This is a genomic window from Pseudomonas sp. R3-41, from assembly GCF_054161485.1.
Genome location: NZ_CP096421.1, coordinates 995,425 through 1,008,150 on the forward strand (window position 1 = coordinate 995,425; position 12,726 = coordinate 1,008,150).

Genomic DNA, 12,726 nt, shown 5'->3' on the forward strand with positions numbered 1-12,726 from the left:
AACTGCATAAACGCTGTGTAGGAGCTGCCGAGCGCAGCGAGGCTGCGATCTTTCCCCAGACGCTTGAGTCTCAAGCGCCTGTAAAAAGATCGCAGCCTTCGGCAGCTCCTACACTACAGGCATCACCCAGTGGAGAGAGCGCCCATGATTCCTGGAACCAAGATCCCCCGAGCCCTGATCGCCGTCGCCGAGGGCGTCGACGACTTGCAGACGGTCACCTTGATCGATGTGCTGCGGCGCGCGCAGATCGAAACCGTGGTGGCGAGCATCGAAGGACGGCGCATGCTCACCTGCGCCCGCGGCACGCGCCTGACGGCCGATGGCATGCTGGTGGACATGCTCGTGCAGGATTTCGATCTCGTCGCCCTGCCGGGCGGCATCATCGGCGCTCAGCACTTGGCGGCCCATCAGCCGCTGCAACAACTGATCAAGGACCAGGCCGCCGCCGGGCGTTTCTTTGCCGCCATCGCCGAAGCCCCGGCCCTGGCGCTACAGGCCTTCGGCGTCCTGCGCCAGCGCCGCATGACCTGCCTGCCAGCGGTAAGCCAGCAACTGTCCGGTTGCAGCTTCGTGGATCAGCCCGTGGTGGTGGACGGCAACTGCATCACCGCCCAAGGCTCGGCCGCCGCCCTGGCGTTTGCCTTGATGCTGGTGGAGCAACTCAGCGGCAAGGGCGTTAGGAGCGTGGTGGCGGCGGAGTTGCTGGCCTGACGGAGGTCAAGCGTGTTGGGGGAAAGGTTCGATCGCGGGTTGCTCACGGCGCTCGGCTTGCCACAAGTCATAGTCGGCCTGGACGCCCAACCACACCCTGGCCTTGCCGATCCCGGCACGTTCCAGGCGCACCGCCAGATCGGGGCTGATAGGCGCATGGCCATGCAATACCCGGGAGAGATGAGGCCGGGCGAAGCCCAGGTGTCGCGCCAGTTCGGTGACCGTGATGCCCAGCTCGGGCAACACGTCCAACCGCAAGGTTTCGCCAGGGTGTGGCGGATTGTGCATGGGCATGTTCCAGCCTCCTGATCAGTGGTAGTCCAGATAATCGACCAGTTCGATATCGGACCCGATGAAACGAAAAATAACCCGCCAGTTTCCCGAAACCCCCAGCGACCAGTACCCATCCAGCTCACCCTTGAGCGGATGCAATCGCCATCCCGGGATATCCAGGTCGTTGGCGGCCTGCGCCCTGTCCATGAACTGGAGCATGCGGGCCAGGCGTTTTCCGTGGTCCGCCCGGATACCACGGGTCGACCTCGTCTGATAAAAGAGCCTGAGGCCTTTGTGCTGGAAGGATTTAATCATGGAACAGAGTGTAAGGCGATACATTACACTCGGTGCGGTACATATATACCGCACAGGCCCGCTAATTCATGTTGCTTGCGTTGCCCGCAGCATCGCAATTGCCTTGAACGCTTCACCCCACCCTGAAGTCGTACCCCTTATGACGGCGGTTTCCCAAAACGCTGCGAGTACGACCAACCGTGAGGTGTTCCATGAGCGCGACCCTGTCCGAAGCGACGTCGGCGTCCTTCGTCCGTCATCCGATTCGCCTGACCCTCAATGGCCAGGTGCGAGAGTTGCAAGTGCTGGCCTGGACCACCTTGCTGGACCTGCTGCGTGAGCAACTGGACCTGGTGGGCAGCAAGAAAGGCTGCGACCACGGCCAGTGTGGGGCCTGCACCGTGCTGCGCGACGGCAAGCGGATCAATGCCTGCCTGACCCTGGCGGTGATGTGCGACGGTGCCGAGCTGACCACCATCGAAGGCCTGGCCAGTGATGAGGCTTTGCATCCCATGCAGCAGGCGTTCATCACCCATGACGCGTTCCAGTGCGGCTACTGCACGCCGGGGCAGATCTGTTCGGCGGTGGGGCTGGCCAACGAGGGCAGGGCGCAGACCCGCGCACAGATCAGTGAACTGATGAGCGGCAACCTGTGCCGGTGCGGTGCCTACAACAACATTCGCGATGCCATTGAAGACGCCTTGCCTCGTTGCCGTCAGGAACAAGGGGGTGACCGATGAACCCTTTCCAATACAGCAAGCCGGACACGGTGCAGGCGGCCGTCGATCTGTCGAGCCCGGTGTCCCGCTTCATCGCCGGCGGCACCAACCTGCTGGACCTGATGAAAGAGAACCTCACCCGCCCTGAACACTTGATCGACATCACCGGTTTGCCCCTGGCGGACCTCAGTGAAACCCCGTCTGGCGGAGTGATGATCGGCGCCTTGGTGAGCAACGCCCACCTGGCCTGGCATCCGTGGATCGAGCGCCGTTATCCGCTGCTGGCCCAGGCCATCCTGGCGGGCGCCTCGCCGCAGTTGCGCAACATGGCCAGTACCGGCGGCAATCTGCTGCAACGTACCCGCTGCTATTACTTCTATGACGCAAGCGTGCCGTGCAACAAGCGCCGGCCCGGCAGCGGGTGCCCGGCCCGGAACGGTTTGAACCGCATCCACGCGATTTTCGGTGCCAGCGATCAATGTGTCGCCACCCATCCCTCCGACATGTGCGTGGCCTTGGCCGCCCTGGAAGCGGTGGTCCATGTCCTGGGACGGGGCGGGGCGCGGACCATCGAGTTCGCTGACTTCCATCGTCTGCCCGGCGATGCCCCGGAACGTGATAACCAGTTGGCTGACGATGAATTGGTCACCGCCATCGAGTTGCCTGCCGCCGGTTTTGCCGACCATAGCCACTACCTGAAGATCCGTGACCGCGCCTCCTACGCCTTTGCCCTGGTCTCGGTGGCGGCGGCGCTGGAGCTGGACGGGCCGGTGATTCGCCAGGCCCGCCTGGCCCTGGGGGGCGTGGCGCACAAACCCTGGCGCGACCGGGCGGTGGAGAGCTGGCTGACCGGGCAGACTGTCAGCCGCGAAACGTTCACCGCCGCCGCCGATGCGCTGCTGCAACACGCCGAGCCGCTGGAGCACAACGGCTTCAAGGTCAGACTGGCGCGGCGGGCGATTGTCCGCGCCTTGAGCAATGCCGCGTTGGGTAGCGCACCGCAGGGAGGACACGCCTGATGAACGCTTCGAGCAAATCCATAGGGCAGCCACTCGACCGGGTCGATGGCTTGCTCAAGGTGACGGGCCAGGCACGTTACGCCGGTGAATATCCCGAGGACGGCCTGCTGCATGGCAGCGTCGTCTCCGGTACGGTCGCCCGTGGCCGTGTGCTGCGCATCGATGCGTCCCGAGCCTTGGCACTGCCCGGCGTAGTCGCGGTCATCGACCACACCAACCGGCCGAGAATCGCCAGCTACGACGAGCCCTACCAGGATGCCGATGCGGCGGACGGCTCGCCGTTCCGGCCGTTGTACAACGACCAAGTGCTCTACAGCGGTCAGCCGTTGGCCTTGGTGGTGGCGGAGAACCTTGAGCTGGCGCGGTATGCCGGCTCACTGGTTGAAATCGAATACGCGGCCGAGGATCACCAGACCGATCTGACAATCCTGCAAAACGAGGCCCATCCGGCACCCGCTGAATTGCCCAAGCCTCGTGGGAATTTTCAGGGCGAGTACGCCAGTTCCGCGCTCAGCGTGGATGTGTCCTACAGCACGCCGGTGGAACACCACAACCCGATGGAGCCACACGCCTCCACCGTGCTGTATCAGCCTGACGGCAGCCTGCACATCCACGACAAGACCCAAGGCACGCAAAACTGCCAAGCCTATGTGCAAAAGGTCTTCGGCCTTGAGAAAGAGCAGGTGCGTGTGTTTGCCGCATTTGTCGGCGGCGCCTTCGGTTCCGGACTGCGCCCGCAATATCAATTGCCGTTGGCGGTGATGGCGGCACTCGCCCTCAAGCGTTCGGTGCGGGTCAGCCTGACGCGCCAGCAGATGTTCACCTTTGGCTATCGGCCACGCACGTTCCAGCGCGTGCAGCTGGGGGCGGCGGCCAACGGCCGCTTGCTGGCCGTGGCGCACACCGCCGTCGGCCAGACCTCGCGTTTCGAAGACTTCACCGAGCACGTGGTGGAGTGGAGCGGCATGCTCTATCACTGCGATAACGTGACATTGACCTATAAGTTGGTGCCGCTGGACGTCTACACGCCCCTGGACATGCGTGCGCCCGGCGCGGCCCTCGGGCTGATCGGCCTGGAATGCGCCATGGATGAACTGGCCTGTGCCCTGGCGATCGATCCGGTGCAACTGCGGTTGATCAACTACGCCGAACGCAACGAGAACGAAGGCAAGCCCTATTCCAGCAAGGAACTGCGTGAATGTTATGCCCAAGGCGCCCGTCGTTTCGGCTGGGACAAACGCAACCCGGAACCGCGCAGCATGCGTGAAGGCCGGCAACTGGTCGGCTGGGGCATGGCCGGTGGCGTGTGGGAAGCCATGCAGCAGAAGGCCAGTGCCCGGGCCTCGCTGGATACGAATGGCATGCTGACCGTCAGCAGCGCCACCACCGACATCGGCACCGGCACCTACACGGTCATGACCCAGATCGCCGCCGAGGCGTCAGGGGTTTCCCTTGAGAACGTCAGATTTGTCCTGGGTGATTCGTCGCTGCCCACCGCGCCGTTGCAGGGCGGTTCGTTCACCGTCTCGTCGGTGGGCACCGCCGTGCAGCAGGCCTGTGAAGCGCTGAAGGAAAAACTCCTGGCCGTGGCCCGCCAGGCGTGTCCGGCGTTCAGCGGCGCGACCCTTGAGCAGGTGACGTTTGCCGATGGCCAGTTGCGGCTGGGCGAAGCGAGTGTGGCATTGGCAGAGCTGGCGCAGAAAAGCGGCGAGACACCGCTGCTGGCCCAGGTCACTGCCGAGCCGGACAAAAAACGCCAGGCCTACGCCACGGCCACTCACTCGGCGGTGTTTGTCGAAGTGTGGGTGGACGAGGATTTGGGGACGGTGAAGGTCAATCGAGTGGTCAGTGCCATCGCCGCCGGCCGGGTCGTCAACCCGAAAACCGCCCGCAGCCAGATTCTCGGGGGCGTGGTGTGGGGCGTCGGCATGGCCCTGCACGAAGAGACCCTGACCGACCACGCCCTCGGTCGCCACATGAACCACAACCTGGCCGAGTATCACGTGCCGGTCAGTGCCGACATCGGTGACGTCGAGGTGATTTTCGTCGAGGAACAGGACGATATCGTCAATGCGCTCGGGTCCAAGGGCGTCGGTGAGATCGGCATCGTCGGGGTGGCCGCAGCGGTGGCCAATGCGATCTACCATGCCACTGGCAAGCGGGTGCGGGACTTCCCCATCACCCTCGACAAATTGCTTTAGGCCTTCGCTTCGTCCACCGGTTCGTGCATCCGGTCGCGGTTGGCCAGGGTCGGGAACAGCTTGATCCAGGTCCCGGTCACCAGCAGTGTGCCTACACCGCCCATGACCACCGCCGGCACCGTGCCGAACCAGTGGGCGGTGAGGCCGGATTCGAACTCGCCCAACTGGTTCGAAGCGCCGATGAACAGCCCGTTCACCGCGCTGACCCGGCCGCGCATTTCATCCGGCGTTTCCAATTGCACGAACGAGGCCCGGATCACCATGCTGATCATGTCTGCCGCGCCCAGCACCACCAGCACTGCCAAGGAAAACCAGAACGAGGTGGAAAGGCCGAAGGCAATGGTGGCGACGCCGAACACGCCCACTGCGGTGAACATCACCCGGCCAACCTTGCGCTCCACGGCAAACCGCGCCAGCCACAGCGACATCAGCAAGGCCCCGACCGCCGGCGCCGAACGCAGCAGGCCCAGGCCCCAGGGGCCGGTGAGCAGGATGTCCTTGGCGAACACCGGCAGCAGCGCCGTCGCGCCGCCGAGCAGCACGGCGAACAGGTCCAGGGAGATCGCCCCGAGGATGTCCGGGCGGCTGCGAATGAAGCGAACCCCGGCCAGCAACGAATCCAGGGTCGCCTTGCCTTTATTCAGCGGCGTCTGCCGGGCGGGCAGGTTGAGCATCAGGCAGCAGGCAATGAGGTAAAGCACCACGGTGGGCCCATAGACCCAGACGCTACCGAAGGCGTAGAGCAAGCCGCCCAGCGCCGGGGCGACGATGGTGGCCGACTGCTGGGCCGATTGCGCGGCGGCCACGGCGCGGGGAAACAGGCCGGCCGGCACGATGCTGGGCAGCAACGCCTGGGTGGTCGGCATTTCGAAGGAACGGGCGGCGCCCAGCAGGAAGGCAAGGATGAAGATCATTTCCCGGGAGACATGGTCGGTGGCGCTGCCGATCGCCAGCGCCAGGGCAATCATCGCCTGCAATGACTGGCAAATCGCTGCGACCTTGCGCCGATCGTAGCGGTCCGCCACATGCCCGGTGTGGAGCATGAACAGCACGCGCGGGGCAAATTCCACCAGGCCCACCAGGCCCAAGTCGAGAACGTTGCCGGTCAGTTGATAGAGGTTCCAGCCGATAGCCACGGTGAGCATCTGGAAGCCGCTGGCGGTGAAGATCCGGGCCAGCCAGAAGGCGATGAAGGGACGGTGGTGACGGAGCAGCAGCGGTGCTTGGCTGGGCATCTATGACGGGTCCGGTGATGAAGGCTTTGAGATTATCACCGAGCTGTAACTGGAAGTTGCGGTAGCGGGAAAAAATAGTTAGCCAAACATCTACTTTCACTGGCGGAAGCGGTTGTTCCCGGGAACATGCGGGCCTCTGTGGCGAGGGAGCTTGCTCCCGCTGGGCTGCGCAGCGGCCCCTCGATTTTGCGGTCGCTGCGCAACCGAGCGGGAGCAAGCTCCCTCGCCACGGGGGCCGTGTGGGTTTGGAAAATCACAGCTTGGAGCAGGATTACGACACTGAGACAACCTGTCACGCGACAAAAGACCACGCCGTCCATCGGCAATAATGCGACTACTCTTTGAGCATTGCTTGATCCAGATCAATACCTTTCGGGGTGTTGGGCTGGTGGCCATCCGGCCTGCGTCCTGCGTTGTGACGGTTAAAAAAAGAACGATTTGAAAAGCACTGCACTCCATATCCCTGGGGGTTGGTGCAAGCCCCACCCGCAGCCGGTTTTACCTGACAGAGGAAGACTTATGTTCGGTTTGGAGGCGCTCGATCTCGCCCGAATCCAATTCGCGTTCACAATCTCGTTCCACATCCTGTTCCCGGCCATCACCATCGGCCTGGCGAGTTACCTGGCGGTGCTCGAGGGCTTGTGGCTCAAGACCCGCGATGACACCTACCGTGACCTGTACCACTTCTGGTCGAAGATCTTTGCCGTCAACTTCGGCATGGGGGTGGTGTCCGGGTTGGTCATGGCCTATCAGTTCGGGACCAACTGGAGCCGCTTTTCAGACTTCGCCGGTGCGGTGACCGGGCCCCTGCTGACCTACGAGGTGCTCACGGCGTTCTTCCTCGAGGCGGGTTTCCTGGGCGTGATGCTGTTTGGTTGGAACCGCGTCGGCCGTGGCCTGCATTTCTTTTCTACGGTCATGGTGGCGATCGGCACCCTGATCTCGACCTTCTGGATCCTGTCGTCCAACAGCTGGATGCAGACCCCCCAGGGCTACGAAATCATCGACGGCCGGGTGATCCCGGTGGACTGGCTGGCGGTGGTGTTCAACCCCTCGTTTCCTTATCGCTTGTTGCACATGTCCACCGCGGCGTTTGTTGCCACGGCGTTCTTCGTCGGCTCGTCGGCGGCCTGGCATTTGCTGCGCGGTCGCGACAACCCGGCCATCCGCCGGATGCTGTCGATGGCGATGTGGATGGCTTTGCTGGTGGCGCCGATACAAGCGGTCATCGGCGACTTCCATGGCCTGAACACCCTCAAGCATCAACCGGCGAAGATCGCCGCCATCGAGGGCCATTGGGAAAACGTCGGCAATGAACCGACCCCGCTGATCCTGTTCGGCTGGCCCGACATGCAAGCGGAAAAAACCAAATACGCCGTGGAAATTCCCTACCTGGGCAGCCTGATCCTGACGCACTCGTTGACCGAGCAGGTGCCGGCCCTCAAGGAGTTCCCACCTGAAGATCGACCCAACTCGACTATCGTGTTCTGGTCGTTCCGGGTCATGGTCGGCCTTGGCTTGCTGATGATTTTTACCGGCCTGTGCAGCCTGTGGCTGCGCCGCAAAGATCGGATCTATCAGTCCCGGCCGTTCCTCCACCTGGTGTTGTGGATGGGGCCGTCCGGGCTGGTTGCGATCCTGGCCGGCTGGTTTACCACGGAGATCGGCCGCCAACCTTGGGTGGTCTACGGCTTGATGCGCACGGCCGATGCGTCGTCCGGCCACAGCTTCGCCCAGATGAGCATCACCCTGGTGCTGTTCGTCGTGGTGTATTTCGCGCTGTTCGGTGCGGGCCTGAGCTACATGATGCGCCTGGTGCGCAAAGGGCCGGTGGCCCACGAAGACGAACCGAGCGATGGCGGCCCGGGCCAGAAACGCACCCCGGCCCGGCCATTGTCGGCCGCCAACGAAGGCGACGACGACGTGGACCACAACGACCGCTCGAACAAGGGGAATTGAGTCATGGGTATTGATCTTCCGCTGATCTGGGCCGTGGTCATCATCTTCGGCATCATGATGTACGTGATCATGGACGGCTTCGACCTGGGGATTGGCATCCTCTTCCCCTTCGTCAAGGGCGAGCGCGACCGCGACGTGATGATGAACACCGTGGCGCCGGTCTGGGACGGTAACGAAACCTGGCTGGTGCTGGGCGGTGCCGGATTGTTCGGGGCGTTTCCGCTGGCCTATTCGGTGGTGCTTTCGGCCCTGTACCTGCCGTTGATCCTGATGCTCATCGGCCTGATCTTCCGCGGCGTGGCTTTTGAGTTCCGTTTCAAGGCCAAGGCTGAGAAGCGCCACCTCTGGGACAAAGCGTTCATTGGCGGTTCGCTGACGGCCACCTTCTTCCAGGGTGTGGCGCTGGGGGCGTTCATCGACGGTTTCGAGGTGGTCAATCGCCAGTTCGCCGGCGGCTCCCTGGACTGGTTCACGCCGTTCACGGTGTTCTGTGGCCTGGCGTTGATCGCGGCGTACGCGTTGCTCGGCTGCACGTGGCTGATCATGAAGACCGAGGGCAAGCTGCAAGAGCAGATGCATGACCTGGCCCGGCCGCTGGCGTTCGTGGTGCTGGCCGTGATCGGTATCGTCAGCATCTGGACGCCGCTGGCCCACGCCGACATTGCCGCCCGCTGGTTCACGTTGCCGAACCTGTTCTGGTTCCTGCCGGTGCCGATCCTGGTATTGGTGACCATGTACGGGTTGTTCCGCGCGGTGGCCCGCAATGCCAACTACACGCCTTTCATCCTGACCCTGGTGCTGATTTTCCTCGGCTACAGCGGCCTGGGCATCAGCCTTTGGCCGAACATCGTGCCGCCGTCCATCTCGATCTGGGACGCCTCGTCACCGCCCCAGAGCCAAGGCTTCATGCTGGTGGGCACGCTGTTCATCATTCCGTTGATCCTGGTGTACACCTTCTGGAGCTACTACGTGTTCCGCGGCAAGGTGACCCATGACGACGGCTACCATTGAGGGCGTGAACATGGCCAAACCTGATTTGAAAGACATCGAGGCCGCCGAACGCAAGCCACTCTGGCAGCGGCTTGGCTGGCTGGCGCTGATCTGGGCTGGCAGCGTGCTGGCGTTGTTCATCGTCGCCAGTCTGATGCGGATGTTCATGAATGCCGCCGGGCTGACCACCCACTGATTCCTCTGTGGGGGCAAGCTTTGCTCCCACAGGGCAATCGTTATTTGCGGGCCTTGAGGATCACGAATTTCGGCGTGGCGGCCACTTGCTCGACGCCTCGGAACAGCCGCGCCAGTTTGCTGTGGTAGCCCAGGTGTCGGTTGCCGACGATGTACAGCGCGCCGCCTACCACCAACGCTTCGCGAGCCTGCTGGAACATCCGCCAGGCGAGGAAATCGCCCACCACCTGCTGCTGGTGAAAGGGCGGGTTGCACAGCACCACATCCAATGACTGCGCCTCTTGCCCGGCCAGGCCATCACCGGCCCGGACGGTCACTTCGCGCTCGCCCAAGGCCGCGCGCCAGTTCTCGGCAGCCGATTGCACAGCCATGTACGACTCGTCCACCAAGGTGTAGTGGGCCTCGGGGTTTTGCAGGGCACTGGCGATGGCCAGCACGCCATTGCCGCAGCCCAGGTCGGCGACCCGGGCCGTCCCGAGATTTTTTGGCAGATGGGGCAGGAACGCACGGGTGCCGATGTCCAGGCCTTCGCGACAGAACACGTTGGCGTGGTTGAGCAGTTCGATCTTTGGCTCGTCCAGCCGGTAACGCGTGGGGTAGGGCGATACGGCCGGGGTACTGCCTGGTGGGGAGGCGGCTGGCGTGGCGATCAGCAGCCGCGCCTTTTTCACCGCCAGTGAGGCCTGCACCGGGCCGATGTAACGCTCCAGCAAATCGCCGGCGGCCCGGGGCAGGTGTTTGATCATCGCTCCGGCAATCACCTGGGCGCCCGGCGCCAATTGGCCTTGCAGGCGAATCAGTTGTTCCTCCAGCAGGGCCAGGGTTTTCGGTACTTTGATCAGGACGCGATCGAACGGGCCGCTCAACGGCTCGCTGGCGGGCAACGTGGGCACCGCATCGAAGGGCCGGCCATTGCGCACCAGGTTTTTCTCCAGTGCCTGCAAAGCCAGGAAGGAATCACCGCTGCTGGTCACCAGGACGTTGCCGGCCAGGCTGGCCGCCAGGGCGCCGAAGCCGTCGTTGAGCACCAGGACCCGAGTCTGCGCGACTGGTTGTTGTTCGGCCAGGTACGCGAGCAGGTATTCATCGGCCGCATCGAAGGCTTGCAGCGGTTCGTTCTGCTGTTCGGGTTGGCGGATCAGGTCGAGTTGAGCGAAAGGGCTGTCAAGCAGGGGCATGGCTGGGGACTCTGGAGATCAACGAATGTCCCGCTGCCTGGAGGTAGGTGTCTGTGCGGGACCGCCTGAATGAAAGGCGTCGCGTGCAAGCAGCGGCATCATTCAAGAGGGACCGTAAATGGTACGTTTTTTTGTTGCACATTACTCGCGGGTTTTTCAGCTCGGCAACGCCGGGCCAAGGTTAGATCACATGGATCTGGGCGGCTTTGGCCACCGCTGAAATCTTATTGCTGACGTTCAGCTTTCGCATGCAACTGCACACATGAAAATTCACGGTTCGTTCGGAAAGACAAAGGATCCTGCCCACTTCCGACGCCGTCTTGCCTTCGGCTGACCACCTCAACACTTCGATCTCTCTTGGCGACAAGTGACATTTGGGTTGGGCTGCGATGGCGTCCGCCAGTTTTTTGTTGGCCAGAGCATGCAGCTTTTGACTGGCGTAGATGGCGTAGCCGAGATTGTCATAATGCTCCTCGATATCAATAGGACAATGGGTTCGTACAAGGCTGAACAGACTGCACTGGGCCCCTTGTTCGTCATGAACGGCCTGGGTCCAGCCGTACTTGAGTCCCAGCCGATTAAGTTCTCGCCATAACTTGGGGGCCTGAGCGAAAACAGTCTCATTCCACAAGATAGGGAGTGATGATTGATTGCAATGTGCTACTAGTGGATCGTTCGACGCATAACCGTTTTGTTCATAAAGCCTGTCCCATCCATAAGGGTAGTTATTCAGGTTTACCTTGCTGGTGTGTTTGTCGGGGCTTCCGATATAGGCTGCAAATGCACAGTATTCAAATCCTTGATTATTAAAGAAATTCAATACTAGACGATAGGCCGTCTGCAGGTCCTTTTCACAGGATAACTTTTTCAGCAACAAGTCCTTCCACCTGTCCATCGCTTTCTCCTGGGTTTGATTCGTCCATGCGGATCCAATCCATGATGCGAATTTTTAGTGTAGGACTATTCCTAACTTTGGAGTGAAATTTTTAACTAGCTTACAAAATTGTAATGTGATCTTTCTGTAGATTGGTTTCTTTTGCAGTGTCTCTAACTTTGTACAGTTTTGGTAAAAGTTATAAGTTGGTGAGTGCAGCAAAGTGCTATCACTCGCCCGTCGGTGGTGAAAAGGTTCACTTTGCGGGACACTGCACGTCTTGTCTCATAGGAGTGGCCCATGACCGACAGCGCAGAGAAGTTCACCCGCCAGACCCTGCTCGATGTCCAGCCGTTGACGCCTCATTTGTTTACCTTGCGCACGACTCGGGATCGCGGCTTTCGCTTCCGGGCGGGCCAGTTTGCCCGGCTGGGTGTCGCCAAGGCCGACGGCACCACCGTCTGGCGGGCGTACTCCATGGTGTCGTCGCCGTTCGACGAGTTCCTCGAATTCTTTTCCATCGTAGTCCCCGATGGCGAATTCACCAGCGAACTCAGCCGTTTGCAACCGGGCGATGAATTGTTGGTGGATCGCCAGGCTTTTGGCTACCTGACGCTTGACCGTTTCGTCGATGGTCGGGATTTGTGGTTGCTGTCCACGGGGACGGGCGTGGCGCCGTTTCTTTCGATCCTTCAGGATTTTGAGGTCTGGGAAAAATTCGAGCGGATCATCCTGGTCTACAGCGTGCGCGAGGCACGGGAGCTGGCCTATCAGGAGCTCATCAAGGAACTGCCCCAGCGTGACTACTTGGCCGAGTACGCTCACAAGTTTCGTTTCATTGCGACCATCACCCGTGAGCAGCATCCGGGAGCGCTCAACGGGCGGATTACTACGCTGATCGAAAATGGCGAGTTGGAGCGCGCGGCCGGCGTAGCGCTGACGCCGGAGCATTCACGGGTGATGCTATGCGGCAACCCGCAAATGATCGACGACACGCGCAAGCTGCTCAAGACCAGGGGCCTGCAACTGAGCCTGACCCGTCGTCCGGGCCAGGTGGCGGTGGAAAACTACTGGTAGG

Annotated in this window: 13 protein-coding genes; 8 read left to right on the forward strand and 5 right to left on the reverse strand. The window is 61.8% G+C overall.

Going from position 1 to position 12,726, the window contains the following annotated elements; all coding sequences use genetic code 11:
* Window positions 1-144: 144 nt before the first annotated feature.
* Window positions 145-711 (forward strand): DJ-1 family glyoxalase III, encoded by a 567-nt coding sequence (locus tag M1D99_RS04460; protein WP_434574206.1) that lies wholly within the window; start codon window positions 145-147, stop codon window positions 709-711.
* A 6-nt stretch (window positions 712-717) separates the two neighbouring features.
* Here the strand turns inward: M1D99_RS04460 and M1D99_RS04465 are convergent, their stop codons facing one another.
* Entirely contained in the window at window positions 718-1,005 is a 288-nt protein-coding gene (locus M1D99_RS04465) for a HigA family addiction module antitoxin (RefSeq protein ID WP_186730615.1), read from the reverse strand.
* Between the two features lie 15 nt (window positions 1,006-1,020).
* Window positions 1,021-1,299 carry a type II toxin-antitoxin system RelE/ParE family toxin gene (locus M1D99_RS04470; RefSeq protein ID WP_434574210.1) on the reverse strand — a complete coding sequence of 93 codons (279 nt, stop codon included), beginning with the start codon at window positions 1,297-1,299 and terminating at the stop codon, window positions 1,021-1,023.
* 191 nt (window positions 1,300-1,490) lie between these two features.
* Between M1D99_RS04470 and M1D99_RS04475 the strand changes: the two genes are divergently transcribed.
* From M1D99_RS04475 to M1D99_RS04485, 3 genes are read left to right on the forward strand one after another with little or no spacing between them, the layout of a single operon-like run.
* Window positions 1,491-2,018 carry a (2Fe-2S)-binding protein gene (locus M1D99_RS04475; protein WP_186706524.1) on the forward strand — a complete coding sequence of 176 codons (528 nt, stop codon included), beginning with the start codon at window positions 1,491-1,493 and terminating at the stop codon, window positions 2,016-2,018.
* Complete coding sequence (locus M1D99_RS04480) at window positions 2,015-3,016, forward strand: FAD binding domain-containing protein (RefSeq protein WP_434574213.1); 1,002 nt, start codon at window positions 2,015-2,017, stop codon at window positions 3,014-3,016. The genes M1D99_RS04475 and M1D99_RS04480 overlap by 4 nt, the downstream gene beginning before the upstream one ends.
* Entirely contained in the window at window positions 3,016-5,217 is a 2,202-nt protein-coding gene (locus tag M1D99_RS04485; protein ID WP_458131432.1) for a xanthine dehydrogenase family protein molybdopterin-binding subunit, read from the forward strand. The genes M1D99_RS04480 and M1D99_RS04485 overlap by 1 nt, the downstream gene beginning before the upstream one ends.
* On the opposite strand, the gene M1D99_RS04490 is transcribed toward M1D99_RS04485, so the two are convergent.
* Window positions 5,214-6,452, reverse strand: coding sequence for an MFS transporter (locus M1D99_RS04490; RefSeq protein ID WP_434574217.1), 1,239 nt, complete (start codon window positions 6,450-6,452; stop codon window positions 5,214-5,216). The two genes, M1D99_RS04485 and M1D99_RS04490, sit on opposite strands and share 4 nt — an antisense overlap.
* Before the next feature lie 519 nt (window positions 6,453-6,971).
* Between M1D99_RS04490 and M1D99_RS04495 the strand changes: the two genes are divergently transcribed.
* Genes M1D99_RS04495 through M1D99_RS04505 form a run of 3 tightly spaced genes read left to right on the forward strand, consistent with a single transcriptional unit; the run spans window position 6,972 to window position 9,597 of the window.
* Entirely contained in the window at window positions 6,972-8,411 is a 1,440-nt protein-coding gene (locus M1D99_RS04495) for a cytochrome ubiquinol oxidase subunit I (protein WP_434574219.1), read from the forward strand.
* 3 nt (window positions 8,412-8,414) lie between these two features.
* A complete protein-coding gene (gene cydB, locus M1D99_RS04500; RefSeq protein ID WP_053125566.1) occupies window positions 8,415-9,422 on the forward strand; it encodes a cytochrome d ubiquinol oxidase subunit II in 1,008 nt (335 codons plus the stop codon).
* A 10-nt stretch (window positions 9,423-9,432) separates the two neighbouring features.
* Window positions 9,433-9,597 (forward strand): DUF2474 domain-containing protein, encoded by a 165-nt coding sequence (locus M1D99_RS04505; protein ID WP_003205785.1) that lies wholly within the window; start codon window positions 9,433-9,435, stop codon window positions 9,595-9,597.
* A gap of 40 nt (window positions 9,598-9,637) precedes the next feature.
* On the opposite strand, the gene M1D99_RS04510 is transcribed toward M1D99_RS04505, so the two are convergent.
* Complete coding sequence (locus tag M1D99_RS04510; protein WP_186706519.1) at window positions 9,638-10,774, reverse strand: methyltransferase; 1,137 nt, start codon at window positions 10,772-10,774, stop codon at window positions 9,638-9,640.
* Between the two features lie 181 nt (window positions 10,775-10,955).
* Window positions 10,956-11,669, reverse strand: coding sequence for an autoinducer binding domain-containing protein (locus M1D99_RS04515; protein WP_186706518.1), 714 nt, complete (start codon window positions 11,667-11,669; stop codon window positions 10,956-10,958).
* Window positions 11,670-11,948: 279 nt separating this feature from the next.
* Here M1D99_RS04515 and M1D99_RS04520 point away from each other — a divergent pair, with 279 nt between their 5' ends.
* Window positions 11,949-12,725, forward strand: a complete 777-nt coding sequence (locus tag M1D99_RS04520; protein ID WP_434574222.1) for a ferredoxin--NADP reductase — start codon at window positions 11,949-11,951, stop codon at window positions 12,723-12,725.
* The last annotated feature ends 1 nt before the right edge of the window (window position 12,726 follow it).

Bases quoted from the DNA above. Each gene is read 5' to 3' on its own strand.
- M1D99_RS04465 (WP_186730615.1), bottom strand. From the start codon at position 1,005: ATGCCCATGCACAATCCGCCACACCCTGGCGAAACCTTGCGGTTGGAC.
- M1D99_RS04505 (WP_003205785.1), top strand. From the start codon at position 9,433: ATGGCCAAACCTGATTTGAAAGACATCGAGGCCGCCGAACGCAAGCCA.
- M1D99_RS04515 (WP_186706518.1), bottom strand. From the start codon at position 11,669: ATGGACAGGTGGAAGGACTTGTTGCTGAAAAAGTTATCCTGTGAAAAG.
- M1D99_RS04520 (WP_434574222.1), top strand. From the start codon at position 11,949: ATGACCGACAGCGCAGAGAAGTTCACCCGCCAGACCCTGCTCGATGTC.
- M1D99_RS04475 (WP_186706524.1), top strand. From the start codon at position 1,491: ATGAGCGCGACCCTGTCCGAAGCGACGTCGGCGTCCTTCGTCCGTCAT.
- M1D99_RS04460 (WP_434574206.1), top strand. From the start codon at position 145: ATGATTCCTGGAACCAAGATCCCCCGAGCCCTGATCGCCGTCGCCGAG.
- M1D99_RS04480 (WP_434574213.1), top strand. From the start codon at position 2,015: ATGAACCCTTTCCAATACAGCAAGCCGGACACGGTGCAGGCGGCCGTC.
- M1D99_RS04495 (WP_434574219.1), top strand. From the start codon at position 6,972: ATGTTCGGTTTGGAGGCGCTCGATCTCGCCCGAATCCAATTCGCGTTC.
- M1D99_RS04485 (WP_458131432.1), top strand. From the start codon at position 3,016: ATGAACGCTTCGAGCAAATCCATAGGGCAGCCACTCGACCGGGTCGAT.
- M1D99_RS04510 (WP_186706519.1), bottom strand. From the start codon at position 10,774: ATGCCCCTGCTTGACAGCCCTTTCGCTCAACTCGACCTGATCCGCCAA.
- M1D99_RS04490 (WP_434574217.1), bottom strand. From the start codon at position 6,452: ATGCCCAGCCAAGCACCGCTGCTGCTCCGTCACCACCGTCCCTTCATC.
- M1D99_RS04470 (WP_434574210.1), bottom strand. From the start codon at position 1,299: ATGATTAAATCCTTCCAGCACAAAGGCCTCAGGCTCTTTTATCAGACG.
- cydB (WP_053125566.1), top strand. From the start codon at position 8,415: ATGGGTATTGATCTTCCGCTGATCTGGGCCGTGGTCATCATCTTCGGC.